The organism is Neoaquamicrobium sediminum, from assembly GCF_040970315.1.
GTDB classification, from domain to species: Bacteria; Pseudomonadota; Alphaproteobacteria; order Rhizobiales; family Rhizobiaceae; genus Aerobium; species Aerobium sediminum.
The window spans coordinates 1,004,885-1,026,831 of sequence record NZ_JAZHFV010000001.1 but is presented as its reverse complement, the minus strand read 5'-3'; the positions used below and the strand labels follow the sequence as shown (position 1 = coordinate 1,026,831).

At 64.4% G+C, this 21,947-nt stretch carries 17 protein-coding genes; 3 read left to right on the top strand and 14 right to left on the bottom strand.

The window, feature by feature from the left end; genetic code table 11:
- Nucleotides 1-34 precede the first annotated feature (34 nt).
- From V1479_RS05075 to V1479_RS05055, 5 genes are all read right to left on the bottom strand, one after another.
- Nucleotides 35-3,328: a S8 family serine peptidase gene (locus V1479_RS05075; RefSeq protein ID WP_368801921.1), complete on the bottom strand. Its 3,294-nt coding sequence runs from the start codon at nucleotides 3,326-3,328 to the stop codon at nucleotides 35-37.
- Nucleotides 3,329-3,833: 505 nt separating this feature from the next.
- Entirely contained in the window at nucleotides 3,834-5,108 is a 1,275-nt protein-coding gene (locus V1479_RS05070; RefSeq protein WP_368801920.1) for an L-fuconate dehydratase, read from the bottom strand.
- Nucleotides 5,109-5,402: 294 nt separating this feature from the next.
- Nucleotides 5,403-6,347 carry an ABC transporter substrate-binding protein gene (locus V1479_RS05065; protein ID WP_173187658.1) on the bottom strand — a complete coding sequence of 315 codons (945 nt, stop codon included), beginning with the start codon at nucleotides 6,345-6,347 and terminating at the stop codon, nucleotides 5,403-5,405.
- Nucleotides 6,348-6,408: 61 nt separating this feature from the next.
- The gene (locus tag V1479_RS05060) at nucleotides 6,409-7,413 is read right to left on the bottom strand and encodes an ABC transporter permease (RefSeq protein WP_368801919.1); all 1,005 of its coding nucleotides are present in this window, start codon (nucleotides 7,411-7,413) and stop codon (nucleotides 6,409-6,411) included.
- Complete coding sequence (locus V1479_RS05055; RefSeq protein ID WP_368801918.1) at nucleotides 7,410-8,942, bottom strand: sugar ABC transporter ATP-binding protein; 1,533 nt, start codon at nucleotides 8,940-8,942, stop codon at nucleotides 7,410-7,412. Before V1479_RS05055 ends, V1479_RS05060 begins: the two co-directional genes overlap by 4 nt.
- Before the next feature lie 169 nt (nucleotides 8,943-9,111).
- On the opposite strand from V1479_RS05055, the gene V1479_RS05050 reads away from it, so the two are divergent.
- Together V1479_RS05050 and V1479_RS05045 are read left to right on the top strand one after the other, a co-directional pair.
- Entirely contained in the window at nucleotides 9,112-9,894 is a 783-nt protein-coding gene (locus V1479_RS05050) for an IclR family transcriptional regulator (protein WP_368801917.1), read from the top strand.
- 112 nt (nucleotides 9,895-10,006) lie between these two features.
- The gene (locus tag V1479_RS05045) at nucleotides 10,007-10,516 is read left to right on the top strand and encodes a hypothetical protein (RefSeq protein WP_173187664.1); all 510 of its coding nucleotides are present in this window, start codon (nucleotides 10,007-10,009) and stop codon (nucleotides 10,514-10,516) included.
- A 69-nt stretch (nucleotides 10,517-10,585) separates the two neighbouring features.
- Here the strand turns inward: V1479_RS05045 and gyrB are convergent, their stop codons facing one another.
- Nucleotides 10,586-13,057, bottom strand: coding sequence for a DNA topoisomerase (ATP-hydrolyzing) subunit B (gene gyrB, locus V1479_RS05040; RefSeq protein WP_173187666.1), 2,472 nt, complete (start codon nucleotides 13,055-13,057; stop codon nucleotides 10,586-10,588).
- Between the two features lie 320 nt (nucleotides 13,058-13,377).
- Here gyrB and V1479_RS05035 point away from each other — a divergent pair, with 320 nt between their 5' ends.
- Nucleotides 13,378-14,745 carry a cytochrome P450 gene (locus V1479_RS05035; RefSeq protein WP_368801915.1) on the top strand — a complete coding sequence of 456 codons (1,368 nt, stop codon included), beginning with the start codon at nucleotides 13,378-13,380 and terminating at the stop codon, nucleotides 14,743-14,745.
- A gap of 344 nt (nucleotides 14,746-15,089) precedes the next feature.
- Here the strand turns inward: V1479_RS05035 and V1479_RS05030 are convergent, their stop codons facing one another.
- The 8 genes from V1479_RS05030 to rph all read right to left on the bottom strand — a co-directional run bounded on the left by V1479_RS05030 (nucleotide 15,090) and on the right by rph (nucleotide 21,924).
- Nucleotides 15,090-16,703 (bottom strand): GMC family oxidoreductase, encoded by a 1,614-nt coding sequence (locus V1479_RS05030; protein ID WP_368801914.1) that lies wholly within the window; start codon nucleotides 16,701-16,703, stop codon nucleotides 15,090-15,092.
- Nucleotides 16,704-16,783: 80 nt separating this feature from the next.
- Entirely contained in the window at nucleotides 16,784-17,623 is an 840-nt protein-coding gene (locus V1479_RS05025) for a cyclase family protein (protein ID WP_368802003.1), read from the bottom strand.
- Nucleotides 17,624-17,710: 87 nt separating this feature from the next.
- Nucleotides 17,711-18,085 carry a YraN family protein gene (locus V1479_RS05020; protein WP_173187672.1) on the bottom strand — a complete coding sequence of 125 codons (375 nt, stop codon included), beginning with the start codon at nucleotides 18,083-18,085 and terminating at the stop codon, nucleotides 17,711-17,713.
- The gene (rsmI, locus tag V1479_RS05015; protein WP_368801913.1) at nucleotides 18,078-18,977 is read right to left on the bottom strand and encodes a 16S rRNA (cytidine(1402)-2'-O)-methyltransferase; all 900 of its coding nucleotides are present in this window, start codon (nucleotides 18,975-18,977) and stop codon (nucleotides 18,078-18,080) included. Before rsmI ends, V1479_RS05020 begins: the two co-directional genes overlap by 8 nt.
- Before the next feature lie 4 nt (nucleotides 18,978-18,981).
- On the bottom strand, nucleotides 18,982-20,139 hold the full coding sequence (gene hemW, locus V1479_RS05010; RefSeq protein WP_368801912.1) for a radical SAM family heme chaperone HemW: 1,158 nt from the start codon (nucleotides 20,137-20,139) through the stop codon (nucleotides 18,982-18,984).
- Complete coding sequence (locus V1479_RS05005) at nucleotides 20,139-20,786, bottom strand: non-canonical purine NTP pyrophosphatase (RefSeq protein ID WP_368801911.1); 648 nt, start codon at nucleotides 20,784-20,786, stop codon at nucleotides 20,139-20,141. Before V1479_RS05005 ends, hemW begins: the two co-directional genes overlap by 1 nt.
- Complete coding sequence (locus V1479_RS05000; RefSeq protein WP_368801910.1) at nucleotides 20,787-21,197, bottom strand: VOC family protein; 411 nt, start codon at nucleotides 21,195-21,197, stop codon at nucleotides 20,787-20,789.
- A 10-nt stretch (nucleotides 21,198-21,207) separates the two neighbouring features.
- Complete coding sequence (gene rph, locus V1479_RS04995; protein ID WP_173187680.1) at nucleotides 21,208-21,924, bottom strand: ribonuclease PH; 717 nt, start codon at nucleotides 21,922-21,924, stop codon at nucleotides 21,208-21,210.
- Nucleotides 21,925-21,947: the final 23 nt, after the last annotated feature.

Sequence of the window (21,947 nt, the reverse complement as noted above, 5' to 3'; positions counted from 1 at the left end):
CTTATGCGCCGCCGATGTCGGAGGCCCCGCCGCTCTATTGTGCTGTCGTCATTTGCGCAGACTGTTCGCTCATTCCCTCGCCACCGCAACCTGCCGCATCGACAGAGCAAACTGGAACGCTTGCCGCGCCTACCGTCCTGCCATCCTGTCGGAAATGGATGTAAAGCCTGTTTGCCGCCGGATCGAACGGGATCGCCGTTCCTTGAGGGCCGACATACGCTGCCAAGGTGACGAATTCACCAGCTTCGGCCGTGAAGGCAACAGACGATCCCTTCGCGCCGATGCATGCGCCGGTACCTGCATCCGTGCGACAGATCGAAAGTCCGGCTGGCAGTGCCTTCGATAACCCCTCCGCCGACGACAGAGCGAGGTGGGCGGCCAGCATCGCACGGGCGCCGACATTCTTGACCGCCACGGCCGCCACGCCGTCGCCATCGGTCGGGATGCGGAGGACACCATCGTTGTTGGAAGTCACCACCACGCTGACGAGATCGACCTGTGCGGCAGCCGTCGCGCGCGCGCCAGCGACACCATCCACCGAGAGGCCGGCGAAAGGCGCGGTCTGCCGGCCGGGCAGTGACCACCCCGCCAGCTCCGATACCGAGCTTGAGGCATGTCTTCCGCCGCCGCGCACGGTCATCCTTATCTGACCTGAATTGTTGCCGTACCCGCCCGCGACTGCGATCTGGTACTGGGTGCCGGCGATACCATTGAAAGTCACGCGTGAACGCCGGCCCAGATCGGGTGCATCGTCGTTGTGCGTGACGACACGCAGGCCGCCGGCCGAGCGACCTGTATAGACCGCCAGTACGGTGTTGAAGTTGCTGCCTCTTGTGTCGATGGTGATCTGGCCGGAAGTGGCCGGCGTGTAACGCCACCACACGCTGTTGGTCGCGGCCGGATGGTTGGCATGTCGTGGTTCGCGGAATTCGTTGGTCGCGTTGATGTTGTGCCCGGTCACGGTACGCGGCCCGAAGAGAGCGCCGTACGGCGAGATCACGATGCGGTTGGCGAAGGTGTCGTTTATCGCCGGCGGATTCACCGCATATCTGCCGCCGCCGCGGATTGTCATGCGTATATGGCCAGAATTGTTGCCGTAACCGCCGACGACCGCGATCTGGTACTGGGTGCCGGCAATGCCGTCGAACACCACGCGCGAGCGCCGGCCGAGGTCCGGCGCATCGTCGTTCATTGCAACGACGCGCAGGGAACGCGACCCTCCGGTGTAGACCGCCAACACGGTGTTGAAGTTGCTACCTCTGGTATCAATGGTGATTGGACCGGAGGTGGCGGGCGTGTAGCGCCACCACACGCTGTTGGTTGCGACCGGCCGGTTCGCATGTTGCGGTTCGCCATATTCGGCTGTGGCGTAGGTGTTGTTGGCGGTGACGGTACGCGGGCCGAAGATCGCGCCGTGCGGCGAGATCGCGATGCGGCTGGCGAAATTGTCGTTGGCGGGCGGATGTTGATCTGTGCCCGCGCCACCATATATCGAGAGTCTGATGCTTCCCTCGTGATTGTTTCTGCCCGCCACGGCGATTTTATACTCGACGCCAGCTACCCCATCGAAAAAGCGAGAGCTGCCAGAAGAGTAAGTTACCTCCTCCGTCAGCGTCTCGATCGTATTTCCCGAGTATATGGCCAGCACCAGCGCTGTATTGGGACTTCCTGTCGTACTGACGGATATCTGCCCGGAGCTTCTTGGCGTGTAGCTCCACCACACGCTATTGCGGGCGCTGGCCGTTCTGGCGTGCACGGGCTCACCCGCTTGCGTGGTGGCTCCCGCATTGGTTCCGGTAACTACCCGGCCCCCATAAAGGCCCGTAGGCAGCGCGATGGCGATGCGGTTCTCGAAATCGTCATTAGGAGGCGCCGGCGGGGCGGGCATGTCGTTGTCTTCAAGCACCAGACGGGCATCGTTCACACGGATGCGGGGCTTCGTGACGCCTGCTGATGAGATGCCCTGACCTGTCGACTTCAGGGCATCTTCGATCATGTCAACCGTTGCGCCGGGGTAGGCCTGACGCAATGCCGCAAAAGCGCCGGCCACATGAGCCGCAGCCATCGACGTGCCGCTCAAAGCCGCGAAGCGCGAGTTGTCTGTGCCGTCGATATAAGAGGATATGATCGAAGAGCCAGGCGCCACCAGATCTATCAGGCTGCCCCAATTGGAAAACGTCGAGCGGACATCGGCCTTTGTAGAAGAACCGACGGTAATCGCGCTTGAAATGCAGGCGGGCGCCGCCACTTCATTGTCAAACCCATTATTTCCCGCGGGGATCACCGTTGCCACGTACGCGGCCTTGAGCTGGTCGATGATCGGTTTGCGGGCGTCGCCGTCGCAGTGCCCCGCGTTCTGGCCTTCGCCAACGCTCATGCTCACTGCGGCGATATTGTATGTGTTGCGCTGACCGTAAACATAATCGAGCGCTCGCAGCTGATCGCTGGCGAAAGCCCGCAAGCAGCTGTTGTATCCGGGAGGCAAAGTTCCGCACGCGCTGGCTGGAAGCAGAGAGAAAACGTTGACCGATATGATCTGGGCGTTCTTGGCTACGCCGCCTATCGGCTCGTCCGCGTATACGTGGAAGCCTGCCGCTATGCCCGCGACATGGGTGCCATGACCACAACCGTAGGTGTTGGCGGCGATGCAGTCCTCGGCCGAGCCTGGAGCCGTCGAATAGTCGTAGCCACCGGGACACCGGCTTATCGAACCTTGAACGCCGGTGGTGTTGAAGCAGGCCTCGGCGGAGACGCTAGCCCTGAGGAACTCGTGGCTGTTCCAGGTTCCGCTATCGAGAACGGCAACGCTGTAGCCATGCCCCGAGGCACGACCGGCATACATGGCCGGCATCTGTATCAGGGGCAGGGTGTCGCTGAGCAGAGGCGGATCGAGCCTATCCTCGACAATCCTGGTGACATGAGGATCGCTCGCCAACCTCGATATCTCAACTGCGTCAGCCAGAATCGCAAACGTTGGCGAAAAATTCAACCGCTTCAGATTGCGTTCGCCACCGGCGGCGAGGGATGGCGCACCGGCTGAGAATGCCGCATTCAGTATCTCGTCTTGCGAGGCGTGTATCGCCTTCATGCGCGCTCCGTCGGCAGCCTCCGGAAGCTCGAAGCCGGCAGCGTTTGGCAACGCCGGCATTTCAAACTGCACGATGACGGGCAGCTTCGTGCCCGGATTGGCAGCCAGCTTCGCCCAGAGCGCGTCATGATCTTCCACTTTCTGGACAAAAGCCGCGGGAGGAGCGTCGGAAGCCGGCGACGGTATCGCTGCCGACACGCTGACACCAATCAACATGCCAGCAGCAATCGCCCCCAGCAAGTATCTCCGCCGTGAACCAGCATTGCCCCTCATGCTATCCCCCTCCCTTCCGCCTGTATGGAAACAGGAAATGTTGCCATTGAGATCGGAATCTCGTGGCCGACGGCAGCATCGAGCCTCAACTCAAGATTTCATCGGCCGCACTGATGCAACATATCCGGCAGTCTACCTATGTCAATCGAGACTGACGAGGGTTTGCAGCACGCCTCAGCGCTCCAAGGCGCCGGCGCCCCTTCTCCATCGCGGGAAAGGAACACCGAAGCGTCGTCGTCTTGCTACCCCCTCGGCGGTCGGCTCAATGCACGTGCATCGCATCGGGCGGAAAGTAAATGCGGCTATTTAAAGGGGGGTTAAGCCCAAAGGTTGCGTTCGCTATCCGTTGACAGACTGTTGACCGTTTCGACAACAGTGCTATGCAACGCTTCTCAGGCAACGGAACCTCGTCGATTCTTTCGAGAGCGGCGGGGTTCTTTTGTTTCAGACGCCCTGAGGGATTAGCTATGAGTTACGCGCCAAAGTGGTAAGTTTCGCGCGATTTCGGCTTGATCTCGATGGAAAAGCCCGGCGCGGACGGTGGCATGTAGGCTGCACCCTCGATCACACATGGCTCGACGAAATGTTCGTGCAGGTGGTCGACATATTCGACCACCCTCCCCTCGAGCGTGCCGGCAATGCAGACATAGTCGATCATAGCCAGGTGCTGCACATATTCGCACAGACCCACGCCGCCGGCATGCGGACAGACCGGCAGTCCGTATTTCGCGGCCATCAGCAATACGGCGAGTACCTCGTTGACGCCGCCCAGCCGGCAGGCATCGATCTGCACCACGTCTATGGCGCCGCGCATGATGAGCTGCTTGAAGATCACCCGGTTCTGGCACATCTCGCCGGTCGCGACCTTCACCGGCGCGATATTCTCTCGAATGCGCCGATGGCCCTCGATGTCGTCGGGGCTGGTCGGCTCCTCGATGAACCACGGCTTTGCAAAGGCAAGGTCTCCGATCCAGTCGATGGCCTCGTCGACCTCCCACACCTGATTGGCGTCGATCATCAGGTTGATGTCGGCACCGACGGTCTCGCGCGCGATGGTCAACCGACGAATGTCGTCAGCCTTGTCGCGGCCGACCTTCATCTTGATATGTTGGAAGCCTGCGTCCACCGCCTCCCGACACAGGCGGCGCAGCTTGTCGTCGTCATAACCGAGCCAGCCGGCCGAGGTGGTGTAACAGGGGTAGCCCTCGCGAAGCAGTGTCGCGATGCGTTCGTCCTTGCCTTCGACCTTGCCGCGCAGCAGTTCGACCGCCTCCGCCGGCGTGATGCAGTCGGTGATGTAGCGGAAATCGATGCAGCGCACGATCTCCTCGGGGCTCATCTCGGCCACAAGCCGCCAGACCGGCTTGCCTTCTAGCCTTGCCCACAGGTCCCACACGGCGTTGACGACGGCGCCGGTCGCCAGGTGAATCGCGCCCTTGTCCGGTCCGATCCAGCGAAGCTGGCTGTCGGACGTAACATGCCGCCAGAAAGCACCCATGTTCTCCGCGACCTTGGCCATGTCGAGCCCGATTACGAGATGGCGCATCGCCTCGATGGCTGCGCAGCATATCTCGTTGCCGCGCCCAATGGTGAAGGTCAGGCCATGGCCTTCATGCTCATCATCGGTCCTGAGGATGACATAGGCCGCCGAATAATCGGGGTCGGGGTTCATCGCATCCGATCCGTCGAGATGGAGCGATGTCGGAAAGCGCAGGTCCAGCACCTGCATGTCGACGATGCGTGTCATGCCGCACTCGCGCATGAACGCTGGAGCCAACGTACCTTGAGGAACCCTGGCCCTACGTTGCCCCCCTCTGTCCTGCCGGACATCTCCCCCACGAGGGGGGAGATCGGCAGCTTCAAGCGCGCCGCTCCATCTGCAACGCTGGCGATTGGCGAAAGCCAGGCGGTCGGCCGATCTCCCCCCTCGTGGGGGAGATGTCCGGCAGGACAGAGGGGGGCAACATGGGGCGCAAACATCGACGGTCGTCTCAAAATTGTGGAGCCGTCGGAAACCTGCGCCTCCGACGGCTCGCTACAGTCAATCGTAAAGAACGGCGGCGATCTCGGGATCGTCGATGTTCGACTTGTCGTACCAGTAGAAGCCGGTGTCGATCGCGGCCGGAACTTCCTCGCCCTTGATCGCTTTCACGGCAGCCGCGACGGTCTCGTAGCCGATGCCGACCGGGTTCTGGGTGATGGCTCCGGCCATCAATCCGTCGCGGATCGCCTGCTTCTGCTGCGCGCCGGAATCGTAACCGATAATGACGAGGTCGGTCTTGCCGAGTTCGCGTGCGCCGTTGACGACCCCGATCGCGGAGCCTTCATTCGCGCCGAAGATGCCTTTCAGGTCGGGATTGGCCTGCAGGATCGACTTGGTGATCTCCGTCGACTGCAGATGGTCGCCGCCGCCATACTGCACGGTGACGATCTCGATGTTCGGATAGGCTTCCTCGACGCGGTTGACGAATCCGTCCCGGCGGTCGATGCCGGTGCGGCTGGTCTGGTCGTGCACGACCAACGCCACCTTGCCTTCGCCACCGATCAGCTCGGCCATCTTGTCGGCCGCAAGGGCGGCGGCGGCGAGATTGTCGGTCGAGGCGGTGGCGACGGGAATGTCGGAATCGACGCCGGAGTCGAACGCGATCACCGGAATGCCGGCCTCCTGCGCCTTGCGCAGCAGGGGGATCGCCGCCTGGCTGTCGAGCGCGGCGAAGCCGATGGCCTGGGGGTTCTTGGCAAGTGCGGCCGCCAGCATGTCGATCTGGCGGTCGACCTGAGCCTCCGTGTCGGGACCTTCGAAGGTGACGGTGACCCCGAACTCGGCCGCGGCCTTGTCGGCGCCGGCCTTCACAGCCTGCCAGAACTGGTGCTGGAAGCCCTTCGAGATCAGCGGAATGTAGGTCTCCTGCGCGCTGGCGGGCACTGCCGCGCCAAGCATGGCGAGCGCGCCGATCGCGCCCAGGATAGTGCGTCTGTTGAGCATGGCATTTCCTCCTTGGTTACACGTATTGGTACGTTTCCGGAGCGCTGACCGCCCTCTCTTGCTAAAGCTTCCGCCGCCGCAGCATGTCGATGTAGACGGCGAGGATGATGATCGAGCCGGTGACGACGGTCTGCCACTCCTGCGCCACCGACAGAATACGCAGGCCGTTGAGCAGAACGCTCATGATGAGGGCGCCGATCAGCGTGCCGAGCACCGTGCCGCGCCCGCCGGAAAGCGACGTGCCGCCGATGACCACCGCCGCGATGGCGTCGAGCTCGTAGCCCTGACCAAGTGCGGGTTGCGCGGAATTGAGACGCGAGGCGATCAGCAGCCCGGCGATGCCGCAAATGGAGCCGGCGAGCGTATAGACGGCGATCTTCCACCGGTCCGTGTTGACGCCCGACAGGCGCACCGCTTCCTCGTTGGAGCCGAGCGCGAAGGTGTAGCGCCCAAGCGCCGTCTTCGACAGGATGAAGGAAACGGCGATAGCAACGAGGAACAGGATCAACACGCCATTGGGCAACGGCACCGACGGTATAAGCACACCGACGATCGATCCCTGCGCGATCTCGGTGAAGCCGGGCGTGTCGTTGAAGTAGATCGGTCGCGTGCCCGAAATCACCAGCGAAAGGCCCTTGAGAATCAGCATCATACCCAGCGTCGCGATGAATGGCGGCACCTTGAGCTTGGCGACGAACGTGCCGGAACAGAAGCCAGCCGCGGCACCAGCCAGGATCGCGCCCAGCACGCCGAGCGGCAGCGGCAGGCCCCAGTAGGTCAACACAACGCCGCAGATCACCGCGCAGAAGGTCATCAGCGTGCCGACAGACAGGTCGATGCCGCCGGTAATGATGACAAGCGTCGCGGCAATGGCGAGCACGCCGTTGACCGAGGTCGCCTGCAGGATTGCGATGATGTTGCTGGTCTGCATGAAATTGGGCGACGCAAGGCTGAAGCCCAGGATCAGAACGATGAGGCTGGCGAAGGCCAGTAGCCGGTGATGCGCCCCGGAGAGCCTCGCTGCTGCCGGCGAAGGGGCCGCTGGTGTGGCTGCTTCGGTGGTCATGCCGCGTCTCCCATCTGCTGTTGCGCTCCGGTCGCGCCGTTGCGCTGCGTTGCCAGCTTCATGATCTCTTCCTGTGAAGCGCCGGCGGGCAGGATGCCGGTCAGGCGCCCCTCGCACATCACCGCGATGCGATGCGAAAGCCGCAGGATTTCGGGCAATTCGGAGGAGATCACGATCACCGCGCGCCCCTGCGCGGCCAGCGAATTCAGAAGCTTGTAAATTTCGCTTTTCGCCCCAACGTCGATGCCACGGGTCGGCTCGTCGAAGATCAGGATGTCGCAATCGCGCAGGAGCCACTTGGCGATGACGACCTTCTGCTGATTACCGCCCGAAAGCAGCCGCGCTTCCTGCAGGTCCGAAGGCGTCTTGATCGAGAGCATGTCGATGTAGCCGACTGCGGCTTCCCGCATCGCCCCGTCGCGAAGAATTCCGCCCGCGCCGGTGAAGCGCGACAGGCTCGCTAGCGCGATGTTGTTGCGCACATCCATGCCGGTGGCGAGGCCGAACTGCTTGCGATCCTCCGAGAGGTAACCGATGCCGGCGCGCACGGCGTCCTTGGGTTGTGCGATCGCCACTTTGCGGCCGTGAACATGGATCTCCCCGGCCTCGAGCGGATCGGCCCCGAAGATCGCACGCGCCACCTCCGTGCGGCCCGCACCCATCAGGCCCGCGAAGCCGAGGATTTCGCCTTTGCGTACCGAAAAGCTGACGTCGCGAATTTCGGCGCCCCGGCGCAGGCCGCGCACTTCAAGCGCAACCTCGGCGGCGCTTAGATCAGGCACCTTGACTGCTTCATCGGAAAGCTTGCGCCCGACCATCATCGAAATGATGGTCTCCACCGGCGTTTCGGCCGCTGGCACGGTGTCGACGGTCTCGCTGTCGCGCATCACCGTCACGCGGTCGGCGATACGCTTCAGCTCGTCCATCTTGTGCGAGATGTAGACGATGCCGACACCCTCGCCGCGCAGCTTGCGGATGATCGTGAACAGTTCGGCAATCTCTGTATCGTTCAAGGCGGCCGTCGGCTCGTCCATGATCAGCACGCGTGACTTGTAGGATAGCGCCTTGGCGATCTCGACCATCTGCTGCCGCGCGATGGAGAGCCCGTGCACCGGTGTGCGCGGGTCGAGCGACAGGTTCATGCCCTGCAGGATCGCGGCGGCGCGTGCGTTGAGCGCGGCTTCGTCGAGCAGCAGCCCGCCGGCGCGGCGCGGCTCACGCCCGATCAGGATATTCTGCGCCGCCGTCAGGTCCGGCATCAGGCTCAGTTCCTGATGGATTATGCCGATGCCCAGCGCCTGGGCAGCGCGCGGTGACGCGATCTCGGCTGGGTTGCCATCAATCAGGATCGCGCCGCGGTCCTTCTGATAGATGCCCGCGAGGATTTTCATGAGGGTGGACTTGCCGGCACCGTTCTCGCCCATCAGGGCGTGAACCTCACCTGCCAGCAACTCGAAGCGCGCGCCATTCAGAGCACGTACGCCCGGGAAACTCTTGTCGATCCCGGCCATGGCGACGAGGGGCGTCAAAAGTCGACCCCACGGTCAACATGCCGGCCTGGAACGAGCGGATATGTGCTCCCAAACGATCGCATTCGCCGATTGTCCTCCCAGTCAATTGGCAGCGTCTCATTCTATATACAAACAGATCGTTCATATGTAAACTGAAATCGCTGACGTTGGGGCATGAGGTCGGGTGATGGAATCTGCGGTGGTCGAGCAAAGGGACAGACAGACGGACGACCGCTATCGCGCGCCTGCGCTGGACAAGGGCCTCGACATTTTGGAGCTGCTTTCGGAGCAGCCGCGGGGCATGACCCGGGCCGAGATCGTCAAGGCGATGGGCCGCAGCGCCAGCGAGATCTACCGGATGCTCGAACGGCTGGTCGCGCGTGACTATGTCAGCCGCTCGCCGGAGGGCGATCGCTATGCGCTGACGATGAAGCTGTTCGTGCTTGCGCACCGGCACCCCCCCGTGCGCCGGCTGGTGGCTCGGGCGCTGCCGCTGATGGACGCCTTTGCGCGCGCGGCCCTGCAATCATCGCATCTGGTGGTGCCCGATACCGAACAGGCCATCGTCGTGGCGCAGGCGACATGCCCCGGCAATTGGGAATTCGGCATCAGGGTGGGAACGCAGATCGCCCTGCTGGGCACTGGCTCGGGGCACACGCTGCTTGCCTTCCAGGACCCGCACCTCACGGAGGAAGCGCTCGACCGCTGGCAGCGCGACGGCAAGGATCACGACATGGACGCAATGCGCGCCGAACTGGAGGCCTGCCGCAATGCCGGGCACCGCATCGGACCCAGCCAGCAGATCAGGGGCGTGGACGACATCTCCGTGCCGATCCGGTCACCGGAGGGCCATGCCATCGCCGTGCTGACCTGCCCCTATATCCAGCGGCTCGACGGCAAGGCGCAGCCCGAGATCGACGAGGTGCTGGCGCTGCTCAAAGGCGTGGCGCAGGACCTGTCGCTGTCCTAGTCATCCGGGCTCCGGCCTCCCAAGCCTTGGCAAGGCCTGCTGACGTCAGGGTGGCAGCAAGGCTGTGCGACGTTCGGCGTCGGGCCAGCCAAGGACAAGGGACAGCGACGCCATGACAATTTCTCCGTTTCATGCGGCTCTCGGATCGGGCGGTCCTGCCGCTGGGATCGCCGGCGACATGAGCCTCTATGGATGGCTGATCGGAAGCTGGGAGATGGATACCGTGCATCACCTCGATGATGGTACAACGGAGAAATCGACCGGGGAAATCCATTTCGGCTGGGTGCTCGAGGGCCGTGCCATCCAGGACATATGGATCAGGCCCAGGCGCCCGGCGCCGTCGACCATGTACGGCACGACGCTGCGTGTTTTCGATCCGGGGATCGACGGCTGGCACATCATATGGAGCGATCCGCTCAACCAGGACTATTCGCGCCAGATCGGCCGGGCCGACGGCAACGACATCGTCCAGGTCGGCGAGGATTCGCGCGGCCTGAAGGCGCGATGGCGCTTTACCGAAATCACGGCCGACAGCTTCCACTGGATCGGCGAGGAGCGCGTATCCGACAAAGATCCCTGGCGGGTGACATACGAGCATTTTGCCCGCAGGACCGCTTCCTGAAACAGAAAAGGGCGGAGAGGTCTGCAATGACCTCTCCGCCCTCTCGGCGTTCCTTTTCCGGCCGGTCGCCTACACGTCGAGGTTGGCGACAGACAGCGCGTTTTCCTGGATGAAGTCGCGCCGCGGCTCGACCTCGTCGCCCATCAGGCGGGCAAAGAGCGAGTCTGCGTCGGTCGCGTCCGTCACCTTGACCTGAAGCAGCGAGCGCACGTTCGGATCGAGCGTCGTTTCCCAGAGCTGCTCGGCATTCATCTCGCCGAGGCCCTTGTAGCGCTGCATGGTCAGCCCCTTGCGGCCGGTTGCAAACACGGCGTCCAGCAGCGCCATCGGCCCCGAAATCGGCTCCGAGGTGTCGCGGCGGCGCAGCACGGGCTGCTTGGCGTAGATTTCCTGCAGCCGGCCCGCATAGCGGTCGATGGCGCGCGCGTCGGCCGAGCCGATCAGCCCGGCATCCAGCGTCACGACCTCGCGCACACCGCGTACGGTGCGTTCGAAGACCAGACCGCCCGCGCCCTCGTTGGACGGATTCACGCGACCTTCCCAGCCACGCTCGGTCTCTTCGGCGATCATGTCGAGGCGTCGGGCGACATAGGCGGCGGCTTCTGCGGCTCGCGCCGGGCTCGACAGCACTTCGGCGTTCAGCGCCCCCGCGATCGCGGCCTGCTCGACGATGGATCGCGAATAGCGCGTATGCAGGCCGTTGATGAGCGTGCGCACGGCAATCGCATCGTCGATGACCGCGCGAAGATCCTGTCCGGCGCGCACTTCTCCGCCGTCCAGTTCCAGCGACGCCTCGTCCAGACCGGACTCGATCAGGAATTCCTCGAAGGAACGCTCGTCCTTGATGTACTGAGCCGACTTGCCGCGGCTGACCTTATAGAGCGGTGGCTGCGCGATATAGAGGTGCCCGCGCTCGATCAGCTCCGGCATCTGCCGGAAGAAGAAGGTCAGAAGCAGGGTGCGAATATGGGCGCCGTCGACGTCGGCGTCGGTCATGATGATGATCTTGTGGTAGCGCAGCTTTTCGGGGTTGAACTCGTCCTTCCCGATGCCCGTACCCAGCGCCGTGATCAGCGTGCCGATCATGTCCGAGCCCAGCATCCGGTCGAAACGCGCGCGCTCGACATTGAGGATCTTGCCGCGCAGCGGCAGGATCGCCTGGTTCTGGCGAGAGCGTCCGGATTTGGCCGAGCCGCCTGCCGAGTCACCCTCGACGATGAAGATTTCGGACTTGGCCGGATCGCGTTCCTGGCAGTCCGCGAGCTTGCCGGGCAGCGACGTGATATCGAGCGCGCCCTTGCGCCGCGTCAGGTCGCGCGCCTTGCGCGCTGCCTCGCGGGCCGCCGCCGCCTCGACCACCTTGCCGATCAGCACCTTCGCCTCGGCGGGGTGCTCCTCGAGCCATGTGTTGAGCGCCTCGTTGACGAGGCTTTCGACCACAGGCCGCACCTCCGACGAGACCAGCTTGTCCTTGGTCTGCGAGGAGAATTTCGGGTCCGGCACCTTCACCGACAGCACCGCCGTCAGGCCCTCCCGGCAGTCGTCGCCGGTGAGCGAGACCTTCTCCTTCTTGGAGATGCCGGAAGACTCCGCATAACCCGTCACCTGGCGCGTCAGCGCGCCGCGGAAGCCGGCAAGATGGGTGCCGCCGTCGCGCTGCGGGATGTTGTTGGTAAAGGCCAGCACGTTCTCGTGGTAGGAATCGTTCCACCACATCGCCACCTCGACGGTGATCCCGTCGCGCTCGGCCCTGATCCCGATCGGCGCGGTAATGAGCGGCTTCTTCGCGCGGTCAAGATATTTGACGAATTCTTCCAGCCCGCCGTCATAATGCAGCTCGACCTGCTTGACGTCGGCATGGCGCATGTCGGTCAGGATGATGCGCACGCCCGAGTTCAGGAAGGCGAGTTCGCGCAGCCGGTGCTCCAGCGTGCCGTAGTCGAATTCGGTCTTCGTGAATGTCTGCGGCGACGGCAGGAAGGTGATCTCGGTGCCCGAACGGCCTTCATAGGTGCCGGGTTGCCGGTTCTCGACGTAGGAGCCTGTCACGGCCAGCGGCGCGTCCGCGTTGCCATGGGTGAAAGTCATCTCGTTGATCTCGCCATCGCGGCGGATCTTCAGCCGAAGCTGGGTCGACAAGGCGTTGACGACCGACACGCCGACGCCATGGAGGCCGCCGGAAACCTTATAGGAATTCTGGTCGAACTTTCCGCCCGCATGGAGCTGCGTCATGATCACTTCGGCAGCGGAAACGCCCTCGCCGGAGTGGATCGCGGTCGGAATGCCGCGCCCGTTGTCGATCACCGTGCACGAACCGTCCGGATTGAGCGTCACCGACACGAGGTCGGCGTGGCCGGCGAGCGATTCGTCGATGGCGTTGTCGACAACCTCGTAGACCATGTGATGCAGGCCGGAGCCGTCATCGGTGTCGCCGATATACATGCCCGGCCGCTTGCGCACCGCGTCGAGGCCCTTGAGGACCTTGATGGAGTCCGCGCCGTACTCGTTGCCGCCGTTGCCGTTTTCGGTCTCGTCGCTCATGAAATTCCAATCTCGCAAAGCCCGGAAATGGAGCACCGGACCGGTGCCGAATCATGCTCCAGAAAGATACCCAGATATAGGTGTTTTGCGGCCCGATTTCCAACAAATGCGCGCTGTTTTGCAGAGGAATGGAGCCGTTTCGGGGACAAAAACCGGCAAAATTCCTGTCCGGCCCGATAATCGGGCCAAACTTCGCAACTCATCGGCCCTGACGGCCTGAACCGCACCACACCGCCTGCTGTAATTCGACGCACTGCTGCGGGCTGCGTGGACTGCCAGCGGGCGGCTTCCTACATTCGGCTTGAACCAAGGATCAGCCGATGACCCAGGCCACGCTCTTCGTACCGCCGGCGCCCAAGCCGCGCACAAAGCCGCCGTCGACGCTCGAGATGATACGGATCGTCTATCGCAATCCGCTCGAATTGTGGGGCGAACCTTCCTACAACGAGCCGTGGATTTCCATCTCCACCGGGATCGGCGGCCCGCTGGTGATCGCCAACGACCCGGCGCTGATCCGTCACATCCTCGTCGACAACGCGAAGAACTACCGGATGGCGCGCGTACGCCAGAAGATTCTGCGCCCGATCCTGCACGATGGCCTACTGACGGCCGAGGGCGAGGTCTGGAAACGGTCGCGCAAGGCGATGGCGCCGGTTTTCACGCCGCGCCACATCGCCGGCTTCGCGGGACCCATGCTGCGCGTGTCGCAGGACTTCGCCGCGCGCTACGAGGACGGCGCGATCGTCGATGTCGCCCGCGATATGACGATGCTGACCTATGAGATCCTGGCCGAGACTCTGTTTTCCGGCGAGATTGCCGGCAATCCTGACGATTTCGCGCACCAGGTCGACCATCTGTTCGAAACGATGGGGCGGGTCGACCCGCTCGACCTGATCGGCGCGCCGGACTGGCTGCCCCGCATCACGCGGCTGCGCGGTCGCAAGGCGCTCGCCTTCTTCCGCGGGCTGGTCGCCGATACGATGCGCATGCGCAAGGCGAAGCTCGCGCGGGACCCGGAAGGCTCGCCCAGCGATTTCCTGACGCTGCTGCTGAAAGCCGAAGGTCCGGAGGGGATTTCGGCATCCGAAATCGAGGACAACATCATCACCTTCATCGGCGCCGGGCACGAAACCACCGCCCGCGCGCTCGGCTGGACGCTGTTCTGCCTTGCCGAAGCACCCGGCGAGCGTGACCGGGTGGAGGCGGAGATCGACGCGGTCGTGGCAAGCACGCCCGATCCCTATGAATGGCTCGGCAAGATGCCTTTCACCCGCGCCGCCTTCGAGGAGGCCATGCGGCTCTATCCGCCGGCGGCTTCGATCAGCCGCGAGGCGATCACGCCCGAGCGCTGGCGCGACCTCGACATCGTGCGCGGCGCGCAGATCCAGATCATGCCATGGACGATCCATCGCCACCGCAAGCTCTGGCACGAGCCGGAAGCGTTCATGCCGGAGCGGTTCCATCCGGACAACCGCGACGCCATCGACCGTTTCCAGTACCTGCCCTTCGGCGCCGGCCCGCGCATCTGCATCGGCGCAAGCTTCGCCATGCAGGAAGCCGTGATCGCGCTCGGCGTCCTGATGTCGCGCTTCCGCTTCGACAGCGTGCTCGAGACGAAGCCATGGCCGGTACAGAAACTCACCACGCAACCCCAGGGCGGCCTGCCGATGCGGGTGACGCGGAGGTAGGCTGGCGGCGGCGGCGCCATCGCTCATCCCGAGCCAGTCGAGGGCGATGAGCAGCCGGTAACCAGGCGTGGTGGTGTGACGACATGCAGCCATGCAACGGCGTCATCCCGGCCAAGGGAGCGTCAGCGACCGCCGAGCCGGGACCCATTGGTCCGAAGAACATGGGCCAGGCCCAGCTCTCATCCCGGCGCGTTTCAGCGCTTTCGCGCGAACCTTCAACCCGGCCCTGCCGCTCAATAGGTCCCGGCTCTCCCTCGCTTCGCTCACTCGGCCGGGATGACGGTGGAGAAGCTGTGCGGCTCGTGAGAGAAAGAGAAGCAGCGACGTTGAAGAGCCAAGTGGAACTACATGGCGGCCGCCTTGATCATGTCCGCCGCCTTCTCGGCGATCATGATGGTCGGCGCGTTGGTGTTGCCACCGATCAGCGTCGGCATCACCGAAGCGTCCACGACCCGCAACCCCTCCAGCCCCCGCACCCGCAACTCCGGATCGACGACGGCGTCGTCGCCGGTCCCCATGCCGCAGGTGCCGACCGGATGGTAGATCGTGTCGGCGCGGGCGCGGATGTGGCCGAGCAGCTCGCCGTCGGAGACATCGCCCTGCATGTAAAGCTCCTTGTGTCGGTAAGGCGCCATCGCCGGCGCGGCGAGTATTTCGCGCATCCTGCGCGCGCCTTTGACCATAAGCGCCGCGTCGCGATCGTCGGAGAGATAGCGCGGATCGATGCGCGGCGGCGACAAGGGATTGGCATCGCCCAGCCCGACCTCGCCGCGCGAGAAAGGCCGCAGCACGCAGACATGGCACGAATAGCCGTAGCCGAGGTGCAGCTTTCTGGCGTGGTCGTCGACGACGCCGATGACGAAATGCAGTTGCAGGTCGGGCCGGTCGAGGTCCGGCCGGGACTTGAAGAAGGCGCCTGCCTCGGCCGAGGGCGTGGCGATCATGCCGCCGCCCTCGCGTCGCCAGATGCCGATCTGCTTGAGGATGTTCGTCGTGCCTCGAAGACCGACGCCGACGAGATCAGTCTCCTTCGATTTCCACGAGGCGATGAAGTCGAGATGATCCTGAAGATTGCGGCCGACGCCGGTCAGTTCGTGTCGCACCGCGATGCCGTGGCGCTTCAGCTCGTCAGCCGGCCCGATGCCGGACAGAAGCAGGAGTTGCGGCGACCCGAACGCCCCGCCCGACAGCACCACCTCCCGACGCGCGGAAGCGAGCATGTCCTGCCGGCCCCTGCGATAACGCAGGCCGACGGCGCGCTTCCCGTCGAATTCGATGCCAGTGGCGTGAGCGCCAGTGATGACCGTCAGGTTGGGCCGCACGCCCATATGCGGATGCAGGTAGGCAGCGGCAGCGGAGCAGCGCTCTCCGCGATGCGCACCGTCCCAGAACTGCGTCACCTGATAGTAGCCGGCACCTTCCTGTTCCGGGCCGTTGAAGTCGGTGGTCGTGCGTAGCTGGGACTGCGCGCAGGCTTCGATGAAGGCCCGGCTGATCGATCGCGGGTGCGGCTGGTCGCGCACCTGCAGCGGTCCATCGTTGCCGTGAAGATCGTCGGCGCCGCGCTGGTTGCCCTCGGCACGACGGAAATAGGGAAGCACCTCGTCCCACGACCAGCCGTCGCAGCCGAGATCGGCCCAGCCGTCATAGTCGGAGCGATGGCCGCGCACATAGAGCATAGCGTTGATGGCGCTTGAGCCGCCGAGCGTGCGGCCGCGCGGCTGATAGCCCCGGCGTCCGTTGAGACCCTCCTGCGGCTCGGTGGTGAAGGCCCAGTTATTGATCTTCGGCCGTCCCGGCAGCATCGCCACGGTGCCCATCGGCGTGCGGATGAGGAAGTCACGGCCCTCGCCGCCTGCCTCTATCAGGCATACCTCGACGGACGGATCTTCCGACAAGCGCGCAGCCAAGGTCGCGCCGGCGGAACCGCCGCCGGCGATGACATAATCATAGGACATCGCTTCCCCTCCCCAGGTGAGCCGCCATTGCCGACGACGAGACGGTAGAGCCGGCCACCGATGCCTGTCCAGTCAAGCAGTCAGGCGAAAGCGAAGATACGGGCCGGACCGCCGGTGCCACCGCGCACCTTTGGCGCGCCGACCACGATAGTTGCGCCCGAGGCCGGCAACGCGCCGAGATTGGCAATGCCCTCGATGCCGTAGCGCCCGGAAGGCAGCCAGGTGTTGTGGACGATGAAGTCCGGCGAAGGCCCGAAGTCGAGAGACAGCGTATCGACCGCGATCGCCTTGGCGGAGGTCTCGTCCATCAGCATCTGCACCGCTTCGACATGGAAACCGGGGAAATGCATGGTCTTGCCATCGTCGCCGACATTGCGGAACTTGTCGGTGGCCACATGCCGGTCCCAACCCGAATTCATCGCAATGCATGCGCCCTCAGGGATGTCGCCGTTCGCCGAAATCCAGGCGGCGATATGATCAGGCGTCACCTGCACGTCGGGGTTCTCCTCGGCTTCGGCGGCAATGTCGATCACCACGAGGGGGCAGATCAGATCTTCTATAGGTAGTTCGGCGACCGACTTGCCATCGGCGGTGAAATGCAGCGGCGCGTCGATATGGGTGCCGGTATGTTCGCTCAGGCACAGTTCGTAGAGGTTGAAGGTGTCCTTTGCGAAATCGTACTGCTTCTCGAAGAAAAGCTGCTGTCCGCCGAAATAGGTCGGGAACGTATCCCATAGCTCATGCGTGAGGTCGCTCCAGCCGGCTGCGGCGGGCATGGACGCGGCCGGGCTCTGGGCGGCGGCTGAAACCGGCAGTGCGCCCAGTGCTGCGGCCCCTGCCACGGCCGCACCACCCTTGAACAGGCTACGGCGCGACAGCATGTTCTGCTTGACGTTTTCAATGACGCAATGATGGCACATCTTCATTCCCTCTCTGGTCATCGTTTCCACGATGCCAGACAGAATGATCCCCCATCAAGGGGCACGCAAGGTAAGGATGTGCGCTGCTCAGACGCGCTGGAAGATGTTCTCCACATGCACGGGCCAGCGGCGCGGCAGCACCGCCACCATGTCGAAACGGATCGAGAGACGGGCATGGTCGGGCTGGCGCATCAGCCAGAGATCGGCAGCGTCCGCGATGCGGCGTTCGCTCAGGTGCCCGATGGCCTCCATGGCCTGCACCAGCGTAGAGCGCACCTTGACCTCGACGATGAGCACGAGGTCGCCGCGCCGCGCGATCAGGTCGATCTCACCAAGCTTGGTGCGGTAGCGCCGTTCGACGATGCGATAGCCCTTGAGCATCAACGCCAGCGAGGCGAGCCACTCACCCCGGCTGCCGCGGCGCAGGGCGCGTTGCCGCCTCGCCCGCACGCCGTCAGCCATCGCTCTTGAGCTCCATCAGCCGGCGGTAGAGGTCGGCCCTGCGCGCGCCGGTCATTTTGGCCGCCTCGCCGGCAGCCCGCGATGCCCCCATCTCGCCGGCCAGCGAAAGCAACAGCGCATCGACATCCTCGACCGTGGAGGCAGCTTCCTGCGGAGGCGCCACGCAGATGACGACCTCGCCCTTGGGCGTGTCTTCCCCGGCATAAGCCTGCGCCAGCGCTGCCAGAGACCCCCTACGCATCTCCTCGAAAGTCTTGGTGAGTTCGCGGCCGATGGCGGCTTCACGGTCGCCCAGCACCTCGGCCATTGCCGCAAGGCAATCGGCAAGCCGGCGCGGCGATTCGTAGAACACCAGCGTTGCCGGCACCGCGCGCAGTTCCTCCAGTCGCGTCTTTCGCTGTCCGGCCTTCACGGGCAGAAACCCGGCAAACAGGAACGTGTCGGACGGCAGTCCCGACGCCGTGAGTGCCGCCAGCAGGGCCGAAGCGCCCGGTATCGGCACCACGCGGCCGCCGGCTTCCACGACCTCGCCGACCAGCCGGAAACCGGGATCGGAAAGGAGCGGGGTGCCGGCATCCGAAACCAGGGCCACGCTCTTGCCCGCCAGCACTGCCTCGACCAGCTTCGGCCCCGCCTCGGCTGCGTTGTGCTCATGGTAGGCGGTGGTTCGGCGCCTGATGCCGTAGCGGTCGAGCAATACGCGCGTGACGCGGGTGTCCTCGCAGGCAACAATGTCTGCGGCCGCCAGCGTCTCCAGCGCGCGGATGGTGATGTCGCCGAGATTGCCGATCGGGGTCGCCACCAGATAGAGCGCGGGCTCCAGCCGGCGCGCGGAAAATTCCGCGTGCCCGATCAGATAGCTGCGCTTGCCGTCCGTGTCCGCCCGGTCCATCGGCCTATCGTGCCAGATCGGCGACTACCGCGTCGAGCACGATCATGCCGGCCGAGGTTGCGCGCAGGCGCGAGTTGCCGACGGGCGCCACCAGCGCCTCCTCCTGAAGAGACGCAATGCGGCGCGACGACAGCGGCCGGCCCGAAAGCTGCTCGTAGCGCGCAAGGTCGATGCCTTCGGCAAGCCGCAAGCCCATCAGGAGGAATTCGTCGGCCTCTTCCGAACGCGTCAGGACTTCGCCGCCGATCACGCCGTGCCCCTTTGCCTCGACAAGATTGAGCCATGTCTCCGGCATCTTCTCGGTGAAGGTGACGATGCGGTGCCCGTCCTCCAGGAAACGGCCATGCGCCCCCGGCCCGACGCCGACATATTCGCCGTAGCGCCAGTAGACAAGATTGTGACGGCTCTCGGCGCCCGGCCTTGCGTGGTTCGAGATTTCATAGGCCGGAAGGCCGCGCGCCGCGGTCACCTCCTGCGTCAGCCGATAAAGGTCGGCCGAATGGTCGGGATCGGGCATCGCGAACTTGCCGGCCGCATGCAGGGCATGGAAGCGCGTGCCTTCCTCGATGGTGAGCTGGTAGAGCGACAGATGATCGGCCGCATAGCCGATGGCTTCGTCGAGCTCCTTCTCCCAAGCGTCCATCGACTGGCCGGGTCGCGCGTAGATCAGGTCGAAGGACAGGCGCGGGAAGGTCTCGCGGGCAAGCCGGATCGCGCCCAGCGCCTGCTCCACATCATGCAGGCGGCCGAGGAAACGCAGGTCGCCATCGTTCAGCGCCTGCACGCCCAGCGAGACGCGGTTGACCCCCGCATCGCGATAGCCGCGAAAGCGCGTCGCCTCGACCGAGGACGGGTTTGCCTCCAGCGTCACCTCGATGCCGGCCGGCACGGTCCAGTTGGCGGCGACCGCCTCCAGCACGGCTCCGACGGTCTGCGGCTTCATCAGCGAAGGCGTGCCGCCGCCGAGGAAGATCGAGGTCACCTCACGCGGACCGGTGCGCTCCCGCATCGATGCCATCTCGGCAGCAAAGGCGGCGGCGAAACGCTCCTCGTCGACCTTCTGGTGGCGGACATGGCTGTTGAAGTCGCAATAAGGGCACTTGGCCGCACAGAAAGGCCAGTGAACATAGACGCCGAAGCCGGGCTGCCGGTCGTCGGGCATCACGCCTCGACCAGCATGGCGGTTGCAAAGCGGGCGAAGGCGCGGGCCCGGTGCGACAGGCCGAGGTCGCCGCGGCCGGCTTCCCAGGAATGCTTCTGCGAGGCCGGCATCTCGCCGAACGTCTCGTCGTAACCGTCCGGCTTGAAGACCGGGTCGTAGCCGAAGCCGCGCTCGCCGCGTGGCGGCCAGACCAGCGTGCCCTCGACCTCGCCGCGGAAATATTCCGCATGGCCATCGGGCCAGCAGAGGCAGAGCACCGCCACGAAGCGCCCGGTGCGGGCGTCGGGGGTCACCGCACCTTTTTCCTGCAAGAGGTCCTCCACCTTGCGCATGGCCATGGCGAAGTCGCGGCCGTCACCGGTCTCCGCCCAGTCAGCCGTGTAGACGCCCGGCGCGCCGTCGAGCGCGTCGACGACAAGCCCGCTGTCGTCGGAGAGCGCCGGCAGCCCGGTTGCCGAAGCCGCGGCATAAGCCTTGATGTAGGCGTTTTCCTCGAAGGTCGTGCCGGTCTCGGCAGGTTCCGGCAGTCCGTAATCCGCGGCCGACCCCGCTTGCAGTCCGAACGGCGCGATCAGTTCGGCTATCTCTGCCAGCTTGCCCTTGTTGTGGCTCGCCACAACGATCTTCGCTGCCTCAAGCTTCCGCATCTAAAGCCCCCAGATCTTCGGGTTTGCGATTTCGATCGAATTGCCTGCCGGATCGCGAAAGTAGATCGAGCGTCCACCCTGGGGCCACTCGAAATCGGCCTCGATGACGATCCCGCGCCCCTCGATGCGGGTTTTCCACTGCTCGATCTCATCCTCGGTTCCGCGAAAGCACAGATGCCCGGCGCCGCTGGTGCCGTGGGGCGGCACAGACAGCCGCGCATCGGGTGCCGGCGGCTGGACGGTCTTGTCCGGATCGAAGAGCAGGAGAACCCCATCCCCGCAGCGGAAAAAGACATGGCGGCCTTCCACCTTCGCAATGCGCTCCAGTCCCATCACTTCGGTATAGAAAGCCTCGGCCTCGTCAAGATCATCGACATAGAGCGCGGTTTCGAGGATGCCGGAGGGGGTCATCGCTTCGATCTCAGGCGATCGCCATCTTCTGCAGGTTGACCAGCCGGCTGATGCCGGAGCGCGCGAGCGCCATCAGCGCGGCGAATTCCTCCTCCGAGAAAGGCTCGCCTTCGGCGGTGCCCTGTATCTCGACGATGCCGCCCTTGCCGGTCATGACGAAATTGGCGTCGGTGCCGGCCGAGGAATCCTCGTCATAATCGAGATCGATCACCGGCACGCCATTGTGGATGCCGCAGGAGATGGCGGCCACATGGTCCTTCAGCACCTTGCCGACGCTGACCATCTGGCGCGCTTCCATCCATTTGAGGCAGTCGTGCAGCGCCACGAAGCCGCCGGTGATCGCGGCCGTGCGCGTGCCGCCATCGGCCTGCAGCACGTCGCAGTCGACGGTGATCTGCATTTCGCCAAGCGCCTGCAGGTCGACGACCGCGCGCAGCGAACGGCCGATCAGCCGCTGGATCTCGAGCGTGCGGCCGCCCTGCTTGCCGGACGATGCCTCGCGGCGCATGCGCTCGCCGGTCGAGCGCGGCAGCATCCCGTATTCCGCCGTCACCCAGCCCTTGCCTGAATTGCGCATCCAGCCGGGAACGCGCTCCTCGAGGCTGGCGGTACAAAGCACGTGGGTGTCGCCGAACCTGACGAGGCACGAGCCCTCGGCATGTTTGGAAAAGCCGCGTTCGAAGGAGATTGCCCGCATCTCGTCGGGCTGGCGCTTGGATGGCCGCATGGATTCTGTCCGGTCCTGTTCAA